Below are 18,767 nucleotides of genomic sequence, written 5' to 3' on the forward strand. Positions count from 1 at the left end.
TCGTACATGACGCGTGGAGCAGCGTCGTTGATTGCAATCAACGTGAAGCGAAGCATTTCGATATCAGCAGGGAGCGACAATGCCTGACAACGGCTACTCTGCCCATTCCGCGTCGGCGGTGAAGGCGATCGTCAGCCAACGGTTGGCGCTCTCGTCCCCGATCGCCTTCCCTATGTCGTCTCTCAGCGCGTCCCATTCCTCCACGGTCTTCGGAGGAAGCCCTTCGGGCACGATGAAGTAGAGTTCGATCTGCGTTGCTCGGCCGACCCGGGCCACATAGGCGCGGTGAGAAAGGAAGCCGAGGCGGCCAACCATTTCGGCGGCGACCCGGTCGACATGCTGCTGGAGTTCGACCGGGGCAATCAGCAGAATTTCGCTCAGCGCCTTCCAGACGGTGCCGATCGGAAGCGGGATCATGACCAGGCAGACCAACGTCAGGACAAGCGGATCCATATAGCTGGCAAGCCAAGCGGCTTGCGTCTCCTGCACGGCAATGCCGACGAGGAACGCGAGAAGCAAGGCAAACGCAATGCCGCCCGACATGATCCAGGCCTTGATGTCGAGCGAGACGAAATCGGAGTTGATCCGGCGGTTCAGCCGGATGCCGAGGACGGCCATGATCACGCAGACAAGCAGGGTCGCCGCGGAATAGGCGACCGCCATGCCGAAGCGCAGTTCATGGCCGCCGCTCAAGATGCTGATGATGGCGCTGATCAGCGCATAGACCCCGACCGTCATCAGCAGGCAGCCATTGAGCATGAGGACTATCGGCTCCAGATGCCAGAAGCCCATGGTAAAACGGTTTCGAATCCTGCCGGACCGGGTGTCGCTCTTAGTCGATCTTATGATCAGGCTCGAAACCCAGAGCGCAAGCCCGGTCATGGCTGCATCGGCGAGTGAATAGACGCCATCGAAAGCGATCGAGAACGAGCCCGAAAGGATGCCGAAAACGACACCGAGTACGGCAACCACGATGGTCGCAGCGATCGAGATCCGCAAAAATCCCTGTTCGTTCGACATCGCCACCTCCCGCGCGGTCACCGGTCCGCCCATTCTAACGTCTCCGCGCTAATCTTGAAGGCATTCAGCATGGAAGATTCGGAACGATCGGCGACTTTGCATCGACCGAATTGCAGCGCCTAAAGCGCGTCGCATCAAACTTGATTCATGCGACGCGCTTTAGTCCTCTGTTTTTATGCATGTCGTTATCCCGGAACCGCTGCACCCTTCCGGGCGACATGCTTTAGTTTGGATGGAAATCTCGCTTGTGATGGCTATTTGCGAAAGCCAGGGCAGCGGTTAGACAGCCTCATCGCCCAATGGCAGAAGCCTGGCAGTCTCGGCCTACTCCGCTACCGTGGTGGGAGCACGGTGGGCCAGGCTTGCGTCTTCCGCTCGGTCGAGGTGAGCCGCTATACAAACTCGCGATCATCGTCTGGGAGATCATGGGAGGCGGTGCGACCCGCCTCGACCTGACATTCGTGGGGCACGTCAGCGCCGATAATCGTCATTTAGTATAAAAAGTCATGTTGCCGTTGCGTGCCCGTGACACCCACTCGATATCGTTCGGCCCGAGCTTTTTGGTCTTGAGCTGCGCCACGAGCCATTTGTTCGACCGAATTGCGGCTCTGATAGCTGAAACGTGTTCTTCACTCCCTGGTTGTGGGTGTGAACCGGTCTCCGAAAAACCTGCGACCCTGTAGCTCACGATCGTGAATCTTTTGCCGTGATAAGCCCGCACCGCGTCAGGCAAACTCTCACTCCAGTTCATTCTTCGAAATTCGCGTCGATCCTGCTGGGCTTGTATCGGAAGGGTACCGGCGAAAGCAGTCAACGCGGCAACTCCAATGATCACGGCCATCTTCATCTCTTTAACTCCTGAGAACAAAATGTTCCTCGGCGCGAAAGATAGCCCATGCGCAGGAGCCGGGCATTGAGTTCGATCAATGGTGTCCAGGCGAGAGCATGATGAATGGAAAGAGGCCATTCCCGCATGGCCACGCACACTGTTCTAGCGGCAAAGTGGACGGTTGCAGACTACGCATTGAACCGGATTGCGGCGCCTATTGTTTGGGTGGAAGATCATGCCGAGGAACCGCTGTCCGAAAGCGCATCGGCACGGAAAGGAAGATTCTCGGGAGGTCTTCATGACAACGTCGCCAAACGGCAAGAGCCTGGGGCTTGCCGCCTGCACCGCCATCGTGGTCGGAAATATGGTCGGGTCCGGGTTTTATCTTTCCCCGGCTGCCGTCGCGCCCTATGGCAATCTGGCGATCATCGTGTGGATCCTTATGGGTGCCGGTGCGATCTGCCTCGGTCTCACCTTCGCGCGTCTTGCAAGCCTTGTGCCCGCCGTCGGAGGACCCTACGCCTATACGAGAATCGCCTACGGCGATTTCGCAGGCTTTTTGATCGCCTGGGGTTACTGGATCTCCATCTGGACATCGCTGCCCGTCATCGCCATTGCCTTTACCGGAGTGATGGTCGATCTCTTCCCTGCCCTTGGCAATCGCTTCGCCGCGACCGTGCTGACCCTCGGTGTGATCTGGGCGATCGTGCTCGTCAATCTTCGCGGCGTTCATGCAGCCGGCCTCTTCGCGCAGGTTACCACCTATGCCAAGCTGCTCCCGTTCGGTGCGGTCGCCATTATCGGTCTTCTCTATATCGATCCGTCGCATTTCTCCGAATTCAATCCGAGCGGCCAGCCGCTGCTGCAATCGGTCGCGACGCTGGCGCCACTGACGATGTTTGCCTATCTCGGGCTGGAATCGGCGACCGTTCCTGCCGGTGATGTCGAGAACGCCGAGCGCACCATTCCCCGGTCGACGGTGATCGGGATCTCGATCGCCGCCACTCTTTACGTGCTTGGCACCATCGTGGTGATGGGCCTCGTCCCGCGCGAGCAGCTTGTTCATTCGGTAGCACCCTTCTCCCAGGCCGCCGGGATCATGTGGGGGCGCACCGGCGAACTGGCGATCTCTATCGCGGTCCTGATCTCCTCGATCGGAGCGCTCAACGGCTGGACCCTGCTGATGGGCCAGGTTCCGATGGCGGCTGCCCGCGACGGGCTGTTTCCGCCGCTTTTCGCGCGGCTCTCGCCGCGCGGCGTGCCGGCATGGGGCATGGTCATTTCAGCCTCGTTTGCAACGCTTCTGGTGCTGGTTCAAGCGATCGGCTCCGAAGGCTTTGCCGCCGTCTATCGGCTGATGGTCGGGCTGAGCACGATGACCGCCGTCGTTCCCTACGCCTTCTGTTCGCTGGCCAGAACCCTTGTGGCAGGCGTGACGCACGGGCACATGCCAAAGGTCAGCACGATCGAGCTCATCGCCTTTCTCTTTGCGATCTTCACTCTCTATGGCTCCGGCGCCGAGCCGGTGCTTTATGGCCTGGTCCTGCTGATGCTCGGCATCCCCGTCTATGTCTGGCAAAGGCGAAATGCAGCTGGTGCGAGAGACAAAGAGACGGCTCCGAGTGCAGCAACGCACCCGGCGCTCTCGCGATAAGTTGTCATGAAAGATCAATGCATGTCGCCCGGAAGTGTGCAGCGGTTTCGGGATAATGACCATGCATAAGAACAAAAAGCTAAAGCGCGTATCAATCAGATTTGATGCGACGCGCTTCAGTGCCAGCTCAGGCAATCAAAGCCGCTATTGATGATCGTCCCGCGCTCGCCGCGCACCATTCCGGCAATATCGGCAAGCGAGCCAATTGCCGCCGTCCCGCCCGCTGTGCGCGCAAAATGGCAGGCGGCTTCGACCTTGGGACCCATCGATCCAGCCGGGAAGGAGAATTGCTTGAAATCATCGGGGCGGGCGCAATGGATCGCCTTCTCTGACGGTTTGCCCCAGTCGGTGCAGACGGCCTGAGCATCGGTCGCCATGATCAGAAGATCGGCGGAGAGCTCGCGCGCCAGAAGCTCCGAGCATAGATCCTTGTCGATCACCGCCTCGACACCGATCAGCTTCCGGTCACTCCCTTTTTCGTACATCGTCGGGATGCCGCCGCCGCCGGCGCAGATAACGATCGTGCGCTGTTCCAGCAGCCAGCGGACTGGACGAATTTCGAAGATGCGCATGGGCGCCGGCGAGGCAACGACACGCCGCCACTTTTCCCCATCCTGCTTGAAGACCCAGGCCTTTTCGGCGTGCAGCCGGTCCGCTTCCGCCTTCTCATAAACAGGACCGACGAATTTGGTCGGGTTCTGGAAGCCCGGATCGGCGGCATCGACTTCTACCATGGTCAGCAGCGTTGCCAGAGGCTGCTCGAACGGCAGCAGGTTGCCGAGTTCCTGCTCCAGCATGTAACCGATCATGCCCTCGGTTTCAGCGCCGAGAACATCGAGCGGATAGGCTTCCTCCGGTTTATAGGCCGCGCCCTGAAGCGCAAGTAGCCCCACCTGCGGGCCATTTCCGTGCGTTATGACGATCTCATGCTCGCCCGCCAACGGCGCAATCGCATGAGCCGCGGTCCGCGCATTCCGTCTCTGGGCATCGGCAGTCATGGGTTCCCCACGCCGGAGAAGCGCATTGCCGCCTAGCGCTATAACGATCCGCATCCTAATCTCCCAAGGTAGCGACAAGCAGGGCCTTGATCGTGTGCAGGCGATTTTCCGCCTGCTCGAAGGCGACATTGGCCTCGGACTCGAAGACGTCGTCGGTGACCTCAAGGCCGTTGCTCATGCCGTAATCTTCCGCGATCTGCTTGCCCAATACCGTCTCGGTGTCGTGGAAAGCCGGCAGGCAATGCATGAATTTGGTCTGACGATTTCCGGTTGCCTTCATCAAGGCTTCGTTGACCTGATAGGGCGTTAGCAGCTTGATGCGTTCGCGCCACACATCCTTCGGCTCACCCATCGAGACCCAGACGTCGGTGTGAACGAAGTCGACCCCCCGGACCGCCTCATTGGGATCATCAGTGACCAGCAGGCGCGCACCGGACTTCTGCTGCAGGTCCTTGGCGATCGTCATGTACTCGTCGGAGGGCCAGAGCGACTTGGGGCCGCAAATGCGCACATCCATGCCCAGTAGGCAGCCGATGATAAGAAGCGAGTGCCCCATGTTCGAACGCGTGTCGCCCACATAGGCATATTTGATGTCGGCGATCGGCTTGTCGCTGTGCTCGCGCATCGTCATCACGTCGGCGATCATCTGCGTCGGATGATATTCGTCCGTCAGGCCGTTATAGACCGGCACGCCGGCGTAGCGCGCAAGCGTCTCCACGCCGTGCTGGGCGGATCCGCGATATTCGATCGCGTCATACATGCGGCCAAGGACACGCGCCGTGTCCTTGAAGGATTCCTTGTGGCCGATCTGCGAGCCGGATGGATCGAGATAGGTCACGTTGGCGCCCTGGTCCGAGCAGGCGACCTCGAAGGCGCATCTTGTCCGCGTCGAGGTCTTCTCGAAGATTAGGCAGATCTCCTTGCCCTTGAGGTGCTGCTGTTCGGTGCGGGCATATTTGGCACGCTTGAGATCGCGGGCGAGATCGAGGAGGTAGCGGAATTCGCGTGGCGTATAGTCCTGCACGGTCAAAAGCGAGCGATTGCGCAGATTGAAGCTCATTGTCTTGCTCCGTCGGTGTGTTTCATGGGTGAAAACGTCAGTATGCAGGCTCGCGCCAGATGGGGCATGTCATGCAATGCCCTCCACCACGACCACGGCCGAGTTCGGAGCCACGGATGGTAATGACCTCGATCCCTGCCTTACGCAGAAGTGTGTTCGTGTAGGTATTGCGGTCGTAGGCGACGACGACGCCGGGCTCGAGTGCGACGACATTGTTGCCGTCGTCCCATTGTTCGCGCTCCGCCTGGTAGGAATTGCCGCCGGTTTCCACGATGCGCAGTTTCGGCAACTCGAGCGCCTCGCTGACAACATCGAGCATCGACTGACTTTCGGGGTGAATCTCGAATGTTCCGTCGTCATCCCTGGGGTACATGCTGTAGCAGCGGATCTGGTCGACGACCTCGGCAAACAGCGTGACGACATCGCGATCGCAAAAGCTGAAAACGGTGTCGAGGTGCATTGCCGCGCGGCTCTTCGGCATCAGACAGCCGATCACCCTCTTGGCCGCCTTGCTCCTGAACAGGGCCTGCGCCACCTGGCCAACGGCCTGGTAAGTCGTGCGCTCACCCATGCCGATCAGGACCGTGCCGTTGCCGATCGGCATGACATCGCCGCCCTCCATCGAGGCATTGGCGAACTGATTGTCTGAATCGCCCCACCAGATCCGGAAATCGCCACCCAGAAAGATCGGATGAAACTTATAGATCGCCCGCTGGATCAGTGTCTCTGCGCGTCTCGCCGGCCAGAACATCGGGTTGCAGGTCACGCCGCCGTAAATCCAGCAGGAGGGGTCGCGCTGAAACAGCGTGTTCGGGATCGGCGGAATGACGAAATCCGTTTCCGGCAAGGCACTGAGCATCAGCGACTTGGCCTTGACTTCCGGCAGATCGGAGATCGCGATGCCGCCGATCATGAACGCGGCGAGCTGTGTGGCCGGCATCTCGTCAAGCCATGGCCGCATCGCCTCGGCAATCTGCGAGCCGAGTACATTCGGAGTGATGCGTCGGTCCAATATGAAGTCACGTGCCTGCTTGTTGGTCAGCGCCTGGCCAAGCAAGTCGTGGAGTTCGAGAACTTCTACGCCTCTTTCCTGCATCTTCAGCACGAAATCGAAGTGATCTTTCTGAGCCTCATGCACCCATAGGACATCGTCAAAAAGCAGGTCATGGCAGTTGGCAGGCGTCAGGCGCTGATGCGCCAGAGACGGTTTGCAAACCATGACAGTTCTGAGCTTTCCAACCTCCGAGTGAACGCCGAAACCACGCATGTGGCCCTCCCTGCAGCTTTTTGGATCGCGGCGCCGCCGCTGGTTATTGGCCATCACACTATTTGGGCCGGCTCGGTCATGTCATTGATCGCAGACAATCGGTAACGCAGTATGTGGTGGGTGAAGCCAAGGGAATGCGGTCGCATTCACTGGAGGCCCGAAACGACACATCGATAGATTTGCCATACCCGCCAATGGGTGGGGTGAACGTCGAGCACTTCACCCGTCATGGCATTGATCCAGCCACCGGGGAGACGCTGGCAAGGAAAAACCAGCGCATGAACGCCGTCATCGTCGATGACAGCGAGCTCTATATCAAGTTCGAACGGAGCTTCGACAGGCAACCGCCACATCGCCGCGCCCTCCCCCAACGATTCATCGGGTTGACCGGATGCGAGGTGTCATTCAGGCACGCTATTCCACCGGCATGCCTTGCCTCGATCAGCTGCCTATGGCCATCGAATGAACCCGCTATGCGCTGGCATTGCGATAAGACAGCAATCACGCGCCTTGTGTGCGGAGATAGATCCGACCGGCTTTTGGCATCGCTCATTCGAGTAAAAGATCAGGTTGCCATCAGGACAAACGTTCTGATCATTCAACTCCCTCACATGGCCACGTAGCCTTTGCTTCTCACAATAATAGAACAATGAAGCGGACGCATTGAGCCGAATCAATAGGGTCATGGCGAGCGCTAACGACAGGATCGCGTCAAAAGCCCCAAGGAAGAACAATAGAGGCTACGCGATCCTACACCGGTTCCTCATCCAAAGATGGTAGTATTACGCCATCGGTCGAGAAGAACGACGGTCCCAAGGGCCAATGCGTCTCAAAGGGCGGAGGAGACCATCATGTCCATCAAGATGGAGGCACCGCATGTCGTTGCCGAAACCAGTGCCGCCGCCGCGATTGTGGTGGGTCAAGCATGGTCCTTGACGCCGCAACTGCCACACCCCGAGCCGGTGGGCGCTTTGACCGAAGAAGAAGACGGGCTGCGGATGGATTGGATCCGGCAACTCCACGAAGACATGCCGGATGCGGTGTTTTTCATCAGCCATCTCCACGAAATTTCAGCTTGCAACAGGGCTGCGGTCGCATTGTTCGGCTACGAAGAGCGCGAGTTGATTGGCCGCAAGATCGATTTTGTCTGGCGTGCGACACCGAATGTTCAACTCAAGGGACGATGGGGAGACCGCGGCGCAGTGCGTGCCGGCTTGGCGATCACCAAGAGCGGAGCCCAATTCCCGACTGCCTTGACCATCGTCAGAAAGCACGGCGAAAAAGGCTTCTTCACCGCGGCGATTTTCGAGGACTATCAAACCGAGAGCGAGACTTTGCTGCAAGTTCAGGAGCTTCAGCACGAGGTTGCCCGCCTTGCAAGAGTGATTGAATTGGGAGAGATGGCATCCACCCTTGCGCATGAACTTTCCCAGCCACTGTCGTCCATCGCAGCTTATTCCCAAGGCTGCGGCCGCCTCGCCACGGATGGCCCCCGGCGCGACGAAGAACTCCGTGAAGCACTGTTGGAAATCACACAGAATGCGCTCTGGGCAGGTAGTCTTGTCCAGAACATAAGAGAATTCGCCGTGCGCGGCACCTCCGAGCGGAAACCGCAGGAGATGCACGAACTGATCCATCGGGCGATAAGACTCGCGCTTATGGGGTCGCGGCGAAAAGACCTTCATACGAACTTCCAACTCAAGGCAGCGCGGGACGTCGTTCTCGCAGACAGCGTTCAGGTGGTGCAAGTGCTCACAAACCTCCTCCGCAACGCTTTGGAGGCGACGGAGTGTGCCGAGCAGCCCTCTATCGGGATCCGGACGACAGTAGAGAACTTCTCGTCTCTCGTCGTTGAAGTGTCCGACAACGGCTGTGGGATTGCAGCCGAGATGGAAGAGACGTTGTTTCGCCCCTTCGTGAGCGGCAAGCCACATGGCCTCGGTATGGGCCTGGCATTGTGCAAGCGCATTGTTGAAGCGCATGGGGGCCGCATAAGCGCACACAAAGGAAGAGAGAGCGGTTCGATCTTCTCGTTCTCAATTCCGCTGGTGGAGACCAAGACAGATGGCGAACGACCTTACGATCCATCTCGTCGATGACGAGGAGTCGTTGAGACGATCGTTGACATTTTTGCTGGTGTCGGCAGGTTTTGCCGTGCGGGCGCACAGCTGCGCAAACGCGTTTCTGGAGCTTCTGCCCCTTTCGGGTAGAAGCTGCCTGATCACGGACCTGCGCATGCCCGATGTCGACGGCATCGAATTGCTTCAGCGCCTGCATCGGCTGAGTGCGGACGTTCCGGCAATCGTCATTACCGGCCAGGGCGATGTCGGTGCAGCCGTTAACGCGATGAAGGCGGGGGCATCGGATTTCCTGGAAAAACCTCTCAGGGAGGAAGCGCTGATCGCGGCCATCAACCTGGCAATGGGTCAAAGGCGGCAAAGTCACACAATCGTCGATTCCGAGAGCGTCGCGGCGCGTGTTCGTCAGCTCACAGATCGCGAACATCAGGTTCTGACCGGCGTGCTCGACGGCTTGCAGAACAAGATGATCGCCTATCATCTGGGTATCAGCTCGCGTACGGTGGAAGTCCATCGCGCCAACGTGATGGCCAAGATGGGCGCCCGCAATCTGGCGGAACTCATGCGCATGGCCATGACCGTTGACGCGGTTGCGCAGTCGACTGAAACCGGACCGACCTCACCGGTCTGGCCAGCCTACGCTCGATAGGCCAAAACTAACCTTTGCAACTGCAATCTACTCAGCTATGGTGCTTTAGAAGACGCTTATAAATGCGTGATCAAGTCGTGGGGGCGATCATGAGAAACGCAGCAAAGGTCAATCTATTCAGCACGCTTACACCGACCGCTGAGGAAATCTGCAAGCAAGTTCAGCGAATTCTCGGAAGCGAAGAATTTCACGCGCCGAAACGTGGGCGAAATTTCCTGGAGTTTGTTGTCAACGAAACGCTCGCTGGACGAGCAAGCTTCCTGAAGGCATTTACTATTGCAAATGTGGTTTTTGGTCGGGAAGCCTCATTTGACCCGCAGAATGACCCGGTCGTACGCATAGAGGCTGGCCGGATACGAAAAGCCCTGGAACGCTATTATCTCGTCGCAGGCCACGCGGACGCGGTCGTCATAACGGTGCCTAAGGGCGGATACGTGCCGCATTTCGAATATACCCGGGACGCGTCGGTACCGGCGCCACCTCGGAGCGACCCGGAAAACGCGCCTGCCGCAGACCTGGCGGATCAACGACATCCGCTTCAGGAGGGGCAGCCTCCGGCGCTGCCGACCGCTCGCGGCGTCGCAACCGGACTTCTGGCCGTATTCGTGCTTCTTTTCCTCGCGCTTGCCTCGGGACTTTTGGTTGCGCGACATGCCCAGACCAGTTCTCCGCCGTCAGCTGCCTCCATGCCGACGGTCGCTGTCGAGTTTTTTGCAACGAGCAGCTCCGTTGACTCCAGTTTGGATATCGCCCGCGGCCTGAGGGACGACATTATTGGCCAGCTCGCCCAACGCGATGACATCGTCGTCGTCGCCGATCCGTCAAGAAATGATCATACCGCTGTTGCTGACTACGCGCTTCAAGGCAACATCCAGATGGACGGACGCAAGCTGCGCTCGGTTGCAAGGCTGGTGCGCCAAGCAGACGGGGCGGTCATTTGGGCCAGTAATTTCGATGCCGATCTTCGCGCTCAAAACAAGCTCGGCATTCAAACAAGTGTCGCCCGGCAAATCGTCGGCGCCATAGCGCAGCCCCATGGCGCCATCTTTCAGGCCGACACAAGTGTGCTCGCCACGCCAATGGAGAAGGGCAACCGGGATGCCTATGTCTGTACCTTGGCCTATCAGAGTTATGTCCAGACGATGACCGCTCAAAGTCATAGCGCTGCACGCGAATGCTTGTGGCAGGCAACCCGGCGAACGCCTGATAGCGCTACATCCTGGGCGCTCTTGTCCATGGTCTACCTTGACGAAATCAGATTTCGCTACAAGCTCGGGACATCGCCCTCTGTCGAATCTCTCGAACTTGCAACCGTTTCGGCCGAACGGGCCGCTTCGCTCGCGCCGCACGATCCCCAGGTGCTGCGGGCAAGTATGCTGGTGAACTTCTTCAGGGGGGATATCGACAAGGCACTGGCGGCCGGGACTGCAGCCTATGCTGCAAATCCGAACGATGTGGAGGTTGCGGGCGAATACGGCCTGCGACTGGCGATGTCCGGAAAATGGCAATCAGGCTGCGAGTTGATATCAGTCGCAATCGACAAAAATGTCGGCCCCCAAGGCTATTACCAAGGCGGCATGGCGCTCTGCGCATTTATGCGGGGCGATATGGAAGCCGCGGAACGGTGGTCTCGAAAATCCGATCTCGACTGCAGCCCGATGCGTCACCTCGTATTGCTATCCATTCTTGGAGCCGCTGGGAAGATGGATGAAGCCAAGCTGGAACAGGATTGGCTCCATGTCAATGCGCCCGCATTGATGACGAACATCCGCCAGGAGATTTCCCTACGCCTTAAGCGCCCGGAAGATCAGGAGCGGTTTTTTGACGGGCTGCGCGCCGCTGGCGTGGCCGTCAACCTCCCATCGTAAAAATAGCGCGTCGCCCCAAAATCCGATCACCCGAGAAGACGACGGTAAAGACTCAAAATGCGACGGCTATGGCTCGGAGCCCGAACGGCCCAGCTTGCGGCTGGTTGAAATCTCCTTCGTGATTTGAGCGGCAACCTCATCCTCGACATCGAGAATGGTTTGATCACTGAGGTCGCGATCATATTGATTTGCCCAGACGACCGTGCCATCGGCGCCGTTTATCAGGCGGACATGCAGACGTAGAGCCGCGCCGCCCTCGACAAGAGCACTTCCCTGCAAATTGAAGAGCGGGCCGATAGGCTCCATGCCGGATTGCCCGGGAGCGAGCACGACAAAGTCGTCCACCTTGACGAGCTTGGCGATGAGTTGATCGACCACTCCCTTCGCAAAGTCTGCTCCTTGCGCGGTAGCCCCGAGGGCTGCGAAGGGTTCGACGACAATCCTGGTCTTGCTGTTCAGCATTGACTGGGCAGGAGCTGGCAGCGTCCCCGCCGGCAAGAGGTAGGATGCGAGGGGACGGATGAGGGCGAGAACCACCATAGCGCCCAACAGGGCCGGAATGCCGATCGGCAGGAGGAGATCTCGATAGGTCAGCGGTCGCTCGTGTCCGGGGGGATTTTCCTTTTTCTCGTAACTTGGCGCAGACACGTCGCCTGGCTTGGAGTCGTTTTCACCGCTCGAAAAGTGCGGAACATAGCCCCCCTTGGGAATGGTGATCCGAATCGGGTCGCTGCCTCCGGAAACGAGATAGTATCGTTCGATTGCGCGACGGATACGCCCCGCCTCGATACGGACAACAGGATCGTTCTGCGCGTCGAAGGAGGCATCGCGTCCGAATACCGCCTGCGCAATCGTAGAGGCCTTGAGCTGCTCGCCGTGCCCATCGAGCGTCTCTTCTACGATATATTGGAGAAAGCGGCGCCCGCGTTCGGGAGCGAGGAATTCCGAACTTGCGAGCATACGATCAAGCTGAGCACGAATGCTTGCGGATTCTTGTCGTGCCTGGCTGTCCCCTCCCTCTTCCGGTGCCATTTAGACCTCCCGCGATACGGCTCTCCAGGGGCAATAGCTTATACACCAGTCCGTGATCGCCTGCTTCCGTAGCAATACGTAAGGGGTATCTCGAATACCGGGACATGCAACGATTGCTTATGCTGCAGCGTCGGATGGGGGGCGATTCACATGTTTCAGGCTCAGGCGATCGGAAAATACACGACGGTTCCCGACCACCGCCACAGGGCGGGTTCAGGGGCGGCAAAAGATCAGTCAATAAAATTCAGCGCCGACGAGACGATCTATAGCGAAGGCGAACACGTTATTGCGATCTACCAGGTCGAAGCAGGCGCAGTCCGGATATACCGCCTGACATCGAACGGCCAGCGGCACATCTTATCGTTCTGCGGCAAGGGCGAATGGTTCGGGCTCGAGATCGGAAATGTGCGAACCGATTTTGCAGAAGCCATCTGCGAAACTCGCATAAGACCGTTTCGTACCAATCAGGACGCAGTCGTTCCCATCGATCTTTTGCAGATTGCCCTGACGGGCCTTGCGAAGGCACAGCAAAAACAACTCATCATCAGCGAGCAAAGCGCGCTGAAGCGCCTTGCGGCCTTTGTTCAGGAGATGGTTGACCGTCATCCCGAGGATCCGGAATTCGATATCATGATGTGTCGCAGCGACATTGCCGACTATCTTGGCCTGACGGTTGAAACGGTTGCCCGCTCTTTCACGAAGCTGCGGGAAAAACACATCCTTCGTCTCAACGGCAAATCGCAACGAATTGTCCGGCTTCTCGACCGCGATGCACTCATCGCCTTAACGATTTAGCGAAAGCGGCCATCGCCTAAAGCATGTCGCCCGGAAGTGTGCAGCGGTTCCGGGATAACGACATGCACAAAAACAAAGGCCTAAGGCGCGTCGGATGAATAAAGTTTGATGCGACGCGCTTTGGACCGCAACAAAGGGGATTGAACCATGACAGATGCGTCCCGCAAAAGACCGACCAAGGGATTTGTTGCAGGCTTGATCGGCGCGGCAGCGTTGGGGGCGGTTTCTCAAGTGACCGTCGCCCGCGCCGAGGACGATCCCTTCTCCCAGTTTCCGTTGGTCATCCATTGCAAGTACAATGAGACGTACCATGCGTTTTACATATCGCGGGTCTCCCATGACGGTGTGGCGACTTATGTGGCATCTGATCGGATCGCCGGCACGATCACGCTTGATGGAAAGGCTAAGGCGATCGGTGGGGCGGGAGGCGGCAGCTGTGTCGGCAAGACATTGGTGGAGCTTCGCGCATCGCAACAAGCTTATGATTTGAAACCTTAGAGATGCCGAAAGTGTGAGCGGTTTTCGGACGAAATCATGCTTTAACCGATTAATTTAGAACAGGATTCAGACTATGGGCTGGCCGGCTTGAAGGCATCCTGCTCCAGCGCGTCTCATCTGCTTTGCCGGCAGGCTCACTTAGCCGGCGTCGCCGCGTTTGCCTGCTGCGCGCGGATTGCTTGAGCGGCTGCCGCGGCGCCCTTTTCGTCTCCTCCGACCTGCACCGTCGGCTGCGCGAATGCGATCCCGTTGGCCAGGAACACCTCGCGAATTTTGGCATAGGCCTTGCGACGGATATACGTCTGCATACCCGGAACCGTAGTCATGGCGAAGCTCAACACGATGCCGTAGTCGCCGAACTGCTCGACGCCCTTCATTTTCAGCGGCTCGAGGAAGTTCGGCCCGAGTTCCGGATCTTCCACCAGTTCTGCTCCGATCTTCTTGGTCAGCTTGCGCGCCTTGTCTATATCGGTATCGAACCCGACGGTGATCCTGAACTTGTCGATCACCCAGTCCCGGCTCATGTTTTCGACAGCACCCAGTTCGCTGAACGGCACCGTGAACACTGGGCCGCGATGATGGCGCAGACGAACCGAGCGGAGGCTGAAGCTCTCCACCGTTCCCTTGTAATCCTTGGCCTGGATGTATTCGCCCACACGGAAAGCGTCGTCGAGCATATAGAACACACCGTTAATGATGTCCTTCACCAAAGTCTGTGAGCCAAAACCGATGGCCACACCGAAGATGCCCGCTCCCGCGATCAACGGACCGATCTGTACACCCAATTGCGCCAGCACGATCAGTCCCGCCATGACCGCAACAGCGACGGCCAATGCGTTGCGAAAAATCGGAAGAAGCGTGCGGAACCGGGCACGTCGGGCCGCGTCCGCCGGCGCGAGCGATGTCGTGCCGGTCGATACGCGCAGCGTTCGGTCGATCCAGCCCCGTGCCATCTGCCAGAGAAGGTCGGCAACCACGAGGATGAGAACGCTTTTCAGGCCGCCGTAAAAAAACGCGGCGATCATCGGATCGCGCTGACCCAGCGTGTCCGGATTGAGATGCCAGACAAGCGCCAGCCATCCCACGGCGAGGACGAGAACCGCGGCGCGTGCCCCTCGCGCGACCAAGATACCGTGCAGGCTACCGGGATCGCTGGTGAAGGATAGCGCCAGGCGACCGACGGCGTTCAGGATACCCGGCAACACCAGCGCGTAGATGCCGATCCAGAAGAGGCCCCTCATATTGAGACACCAGACGAGCCACAGGACGACGAGGTAGGCCGTTATCGCCACTTTCCAGGCGCGGCTTCCCTCCCAGATCGACCATGCTGCCTCGATCGCAAGCAGCAGTCCAACCACCGAGAAGCAGTAGCTGATAGCATAGCTGATCTCAGGGGAAACGCCGAGTGGCTCGCCGACGGCCGCGGTGGCGAGCGCAAAACAAATGAGCCCGGACAGGACCAACAGCCTCCTGCGCAGGGCGGAACCCATTGCCGCCACGGACAGGAGCGCGGCAGCCAATCGAAACAGGATAAACGCCGAGAGATAAGCAAGAAGCGTCACACGTGCGAGTGGCGGCCAGTCGATCGCGAAAAATACGATACCCATCGCTCCGGCGAAGATGCCGATCGGGATAAGCCGGCCAAGCAATGCCTCGCGGCGCGCGGCAAACCTGCGATACACCGCCTCGGCGGCGAGACCGAAAGCGACCAAGCCGCCGAATATCACGAAGACCGGCGCATAGCCCCTGCTGGCGGCTTCGCGCCTTGCTCTCGTCGCCGCCGCCGTCACTTCCGCCGGTATCGCAGGTATCGCCGAAAGGATCTGGTTCACCCGCAGCCGCGCCCCAGCCTCCCACTTGGCCAAGGCCGAATTGCCCGCCGGTGAAACGGGTGTCGCAAGCTCGCTCTGCTTGCGGCTATCGAGCCAGGCCTTTACGTCCGGATCCTGCAGCAGGCGAACGAGTTCGTCGATTTTCTGCTGCGGTTCCGCCAGTGGAGTCTGCGCCCATGCATTTAACGCGAAGAGAAAAACGGCGATGAAGGAAAGAAGCCATCTCAACCTGGAACTCCTCACTGCGTCAGCGTTTGTTGCTTCAGGTCGCCGTCGAGTGTCTCCTTAGCGGATCGTGGGGGTCTCTTCTGTATGACGGGCTGCTCGATGATCTCAATCGGTGCCGCGACCGCGGTAGCGGCAACGGTGCCGATATTGGTCACCGTTCCGCCGACGACGGCCGTAATGCCTTGGCCCAATGTGACCTTGGAATCGGTAAGGGTCTGGCCGGTCATGAGGCGCTGACCGATGAGTTGGACAATCTCGGGACTTTCGGCGAATTTGCCATGGTTTAGACTGTCGTTGCTCTTCACCTTCGTCAGGTCGATGGCGGTGATGCCGGCTTTTTCCAGCTTCGAGCGGTAGGGCTCTTCGGCCGGATTGATCGCGCCGAGACGGGAGACGCGTCCCGTGATGAAGCTGGAGATCGCAAGCGCCTTGTCATCCTGAGAGACGAAGATCGTGAATTTTGGACGTGGCTCGCCCATCTCCACATATTGTTTGGCGAAGACCTGGATGTCGATGTCAGGCGAGGCCAGTATGACATTGTGGATCTTCGAATTGACGTGGCCGTCGCGTATCCCCATCTGCCGCAGAGATTCCATGGCAAGCCAAGTCCCCATCGAATGGGCCATGATGGTGATGTCCTTGACGTTGGGATCAGCTGCCAGCGTGCGCAGTGCCTGCTCCAGCGCCGTACGCGAATAGTTCGTACTTTCCTTGTCGTATTCGTAGGCGGTGATCTCCGCTCGCGACGGCCAGGTGAACAAGACCGGCGTCGCCTGCATCTTGCTATCGTGGACGATCTGCGCCAGCCGGAAAACCGAATCCTCATAGGTGTTGTTGAAGCCGTGAACGAAGACGAGCGCATGTCCGCCGTTCACATGCTGCCGGAACCAGACGCGGCCTTGTGCCACCGTGTCGATCTGCTGAACACTGGTCACGGCAAAGTCGGTGGCAGGATTCGGAGGAAGGCGCTTTGGCCACTGCACGGTGCCGACTTCGCGCTTTGCCGGGATAGAAATCGAGATCTGGGTCAGATGCGGTTTGGGACTGCGCTCGCCGTTGAAGAGCGTGGCGGGGCTTCCCGAAGGCTCGCGCGTGGTCGCGACCAGCATGTCGACCCTAGCTGTCGGGGGCATCGACGATGACGTTGAAACCGGTGTCATCACGCCGCCCGGATGCCCGCAACTCGTCAGAAGAAGAAAAAGAGCCACACCACATTTTGCCATGCACGCATCCACGCATCCTGCGATCGCTCAGGAGGAAGCTTTCCGAGCCCAAACACTAGCAGGCTGACCATGCCGACACCTGTAGCATCACGTAATATCTGTAGGTTTTCCGATGATCAGCCATGGTCTCAGCTTTCCGAATTGCCGGATCCCGACCGCAGATGCTTGCGCCTCTACCGAAGGGGACGGCGACCAATGAGAACTGCGCAATTGCCGGTCGCGATCGCTGGGATGGCCTTATCAGCGGGAACGAAATCCAGACGCCATGGTTAAGCCCTGGAGCGGCGCCTCGTCCCGGGAGCCGCGCGAGGAGATGTAGCCGAGGAGCATGTTGTGAATGTCCTGATGTTCAACAGAGTGAGAAACAGTCACGACGGTCCCGATGCCCCTTTCGTGACCACGGACGGTGATAATCGGAAGCTCTACAGGTTCGCTCTGCAATACGATATGGACGGCAAAAGCTGGGCGACTGAAATATGGGCCTATTCCTCTCAAGATGCCGAAGAGCGCGTGGCCGCGATGCGCCGATCGATGACGATGTGCGGCCAACTTTACGGCGAGGTGGAAGTTTAAAGCCCCGAGGTGCTTCGGCATCTCCGATCATGAGCAACGAAGATATTCGTCTGTCTCCAGCCCTTCGGCCGGCTGAAAGCGTCAATCTCGTGGAAAATCGGTCGATCGATCACAACGATGCGGTTTGTCCGGTATCGTACAGCAACGAAGAGCGCGCACACCGCTTTCCTTCTTATTACGGGAGGAAAAAATGAAGCGCTCGTTCCCAACAAGCTCAGCGTCGCATTGCAAAACAACGTCCGCCATTGAGTCGGAGATCGTCCAGTTGACGCCGGCGTTACGTGCATTTGCCCGGAGGTTCCTGCGCAGCGAGGACGACATCGATGATCTCGTGCAGGAAACGCTGCTGAAGGCATTGAACTCGCGACACCTCTATAAGCCCGACACCTCTCTCAAATCCTGGCTGTTCACAATCCTGCGAAACACATTTTGCACCAACTACCGCCGACAGAAACGCGAGCCGACCGCAATGGACGCGGCCATGGAACAAGTCGCGATTGCGCCCAGCCAGGAATGGGCGCTGCGGGAGCGGGAGCTGCAACGAGCACTCGTGCAACTTCCAGACGACAGGCGCCGGGCACTGATATTGGTGGCGACCGGAACGAGTTACGAGGACGCTGCAAGGCTGTGCGGTTGCCGGATCGGCACGTTGAAAAGCCGTGTAAGCCGGGCACGCGGGTCCTTGCTCTCGATGCTCGGAAACAACCTCATCGACTGATCGTCTTTGCGCCGGCAACAATTCCGCCGACAACATCGTCGGCTGGATCGTCGCGCCCCAGATCTATTCTCCCAAGACAGCGATGCCGGCCACCGGAATATCCGAGAAGGAAGCGCGTGACCTCGCGGCCTATCTCGATGCCGCGAGCAGTGATTGGCCGTTTCCTAAGCTCGTTAATAAGCGCATGATCATCGCTGGGAGAGAAGGACATTGAGATGGACAGAGGTATGGTGGAGAAACATCTGCAGCAGGCACGAGAGCATGTGGCGCTAGGAGGACAGCACATCGCTCGGCAGCGCGAGATCGTGGCTGAGATGACCGACCGCGGCTCCGACGCGAAAGAAGCGCAACGACTCCTGGCGATTTTTGAAGAGTCGCAGGTCATGCATGTTGCTCACCTTGATAGGCTTAAGGCCGAGTTGCTTGCCCTGCGATGAAAAGCATG

18 protein-coding genes are annotated in these 18,767 nt (G+C 58.7%); 9 read left to right on the top strand and 9 right to left on the bottom strand.

Translation table 11 applies throughout. The annotated features are described in order from the left end of the window. Positions 1-93 precede the first annotated feature (93 nt). Together J3O30_RS31650 and J3O30_RS31655 are read right to left on the bottom strand one after the other, a co-directional pair. The gene (locus J3O30_RS31650) at positions 94-1,020 is read right to left on the bottom strand and encodes a cation transporter (protein WP_207585934.1); all 927 of its coding nucleotides are present in this window, start codon (positions 1,018-1,020) and stop codon (positions 94-96) included. 487 nt (positions 1,021-1,507) lie between these two features. After that, the gene (locus J3O30_RS31655) at positions 1,508-1,867 is read right to left on the bottom strand and encodes a hypothetical protein (RefSeq protein WP_207585780.1); all 360 of its coding nucleotides are present in this window, start codon (positions 1,865-1,867) and stop codon (positions 1,508-1,510) included. Between the two features lie 280 nt (positions 1,868-2,147). Between J3O30_RS31655 and J3O30_RS31660 the strand changes: the two genes are divergently transcribed. Beyond that, positions 2,148-3,503 (top strand): amino acid permease, encoded by a 1,356-nt coding sequence (locus J3O30_RS31660; protein ID WP_207585781.1) that lies wholly within the window; start codon positions 2,148-2,150, stop codon positions 3,501-3,503. 116 nt (positions 3,504-3,619) lie between these two features. Here the strand turns inward: J3O30_RS31660 and arcC are convergent, their stop codons facing one another. The 4 genes from arcC to J3O30_RS31680 all read right to left on the bottom strand — a co-directional run bounded on the left by arcC (position 3,620) and on the right by J3O30_RS31680 (position 7,181). Then, complete coding sequence (arcC, locus tag J3O30_RS31665; protein ID WP_207585782.1) at positions 3,620-4,555, bottom strand: carbamate kinase; 936 nt, start codon at positions 4,553-4,555, stop codon at positions 3,620-3,622. Between the two features lies 1 nt (position 4,556). Continuing rightward, complete coding sequence (locus tag J3O30_RS31670) at positions 4,557-5,561, bottom strand: ornithine carbamoyltransferase (RefSeq protein ID WP_207585783.1); 1,005 nt, start codon at positions 5,559-5,561, stop codon at positions 4,557-4,559. A gap of 37 nt (positions 5,562-5,598) precedes the next feature. Next, entirely contained in the window at positions 5,599-6,828 is a 1,230-nt protein-coding gene (gene arcA, locus J3O30_RS31675; protein ID WP_207585784.1) for an arginine deiminase, read from the bottom strand. A gap of 146 nt (positions 6,829-6,974) precedes the next feature. Then, positions 6,975-7,181 (bottom strand): hypothetical protein, encoded by a 207-nt coding sequence (locus J3O30_RS31680; RefSeq protein ID WP_207585785.1) that lies wholly within the window; start codon positions 7,179-7,181, stop codon positions 6,975-6,977. A 498-nt stretch (positions 7,182-7,679) separates the two neighbouring features. Here J3O30_RS31680 and J3O30_RS31685 point away from each other — a divergent pair, with 498 nt between their 5' ends. The 3 genes from J3O30_RS31685 to J3O30_RS31695 all read left to right on the top strand — a co-directional run bounded on the left by J3O30_RS31685 (position 7,680) and on the right by J3O30_RS31695 (position 11,423). Next, on the top strand, positions 7,680-8,927 hold the full coding sequence (locus tag J3O30_RS31685; protein ID WP_207585786.1) for an ATP-binding protein: 1,248 nt from the start codon (positions 7,680-7,682) through the stop codon (positions 8,925-8,927). After that, positions 8,893-9,555 (top strand): response regulator, encoded by a 663-nt coding sequence (locus J3O30_RS31690; RefSeq protein ID WP_207585787.1) that lies wholly within the window; start codon positions 8,893-8,895, stop codon positions 9,553-9,555. The genes J3O30_RS31685 and J3O30_RS31690 overlap by 35 nt, the downstream gene beginning before the upstream one ends. Positions 9,556-9,617: 62 nt before the next feature. Further along, the gene (locus tag J3O30_RS31695) at positions 9,618-11,423 is read left to right on the top strand and encodes a hypothetical protein (RefSeq protein WP_207585788.1); all 1,806 of its coding nucleotides are present in this window, start codon (positions 9,618-9,620) and stop codon (positions 11,421-11,423) included. Positions 11,424-11,489: 66 nt separating this feature from the next. On the opposite strand, the gene J3O30_RS31700 is transcribed toward J3O30_RS31695, so the two are convergent. After that, a complete protein-coding gene (locus J3O30_RS31700) occupies positions 11,490-12,455 on the bottom strand; it encodes a hypothetical protein (RefSeq protein WP_207585789.1) in 966 nt (321 codons plus the stop codon). Positions 12,456-12,605: 150 nt separating this feature from the next. Between J3O30_RS31700 and J3O30_RS31705 the strand changes: the two genes are divergently transcribed. Next, positions 12,606-13,250 carry a helix-turn-helix domain-containing protein gene (locus tag J3O30_RS31705; protein WP_207585790.1) on the top strand — a complete coding sequence of 215 codons (645 nt, stop codon included), beginning with the start codon at positions 12,606-12,608 and terminating at the stop codon, positions 13,248-13,250. A gap of 147 nt (positions 13,251-13,397) precedes the next feature. After that, the gene (locus tag J3O30_RS31710) at positions 13,398-13,748 is read left to right on the top strand and encodes a hypothetical protein (protein WP_207585791.1); all 351 of its coding nucleotides are present in this window, start codon (positions 13,398-13,400) and stop codon (positions 13,746-13,748) included. Between the two features lie 134 nt (positions 13,749-13,882). Here the strand turns inward: J3O30_RS31710 and J3O30_RS31715 are convergent, their stop codons facing one another. Next, the gene (locus tag J3O30_RS31715) at positions 13,883-15,808 is read right to left on the bottom strand and encodes a mechanosensitive ion channel family protein (protein ID WP_207585792.1); all 1,926 of its coding nucleotides are present in this window, start codon (positions 15,806-15,808) and stop codon (positions 13,883-13,885) included. Positions 15,809-15,819: 11 nt separating this feature from the next. Continuing rightward, positions 15,820-17,031: an alpha/beta hydrolase gene (locus J3O30_RS31720; RefSeq protein WP_207585793.1), complete on the bottom strand. Its 1,212-nt coding sequence runs from the start codon at positions 17,029-17,031 to the stop codon at positions 15,820-15,822. 333 nt (positions 17,032-17,364) lie between these two features. Here J3O30_RS31720 and J3O30_RS31725 point away from each other — a divergent pair, with 333 nt between their 5' ends. The 3 genes from J3O30_RS31725 (at position 17,365) to J3O30_RS31735 (ending at position 18,759) form a co-directional block, all read left to right on the top strand. Beyond that, positions 17,365-17,604 (top strand): hypothetical protein, encoded by a 240-nt coding sequence (locus J3O30_RS31725; protein WP_246762910.1) that lies wholly within the window; start codon positions 17,365-17,367, stop codon positions 17,602-17,604. A gap of 190 nt (positions 17,605-17,794) precedes the next feature. Further along, positions 17,795-18,322 (top strand): sigma-70 family RNA polymerase sigma factor, encoded by a 528-nt coding sequence (locus tag J3O30_RS31730; protein ID WP_207585794.1) that lies wholly within the window; start codon positions 17,795-17,797, stop codon positions 18,320-18,322. 215 nt (positions 18,323-18,537) lie between these two features. After that, entirely contained in the window at positions 18,538-18,759 is a 222-nt protein-coding gene (locus J3O30_RS31735; protein WP_207585795.1) for a hypothetical protein, read from the top strand. Positions 18,760-18,767: the final 8 nt, after the last annotated feature.

This window comes from Rhizobium sp. NZLR1, from assembly GCF_017357385.1.
Classification (GTDB): domain Bacteria; phylum Pseudomonadota; class Alphaproteobacteria; order Rhizobiales; family Rhizobiaceae; genus Rhizobium.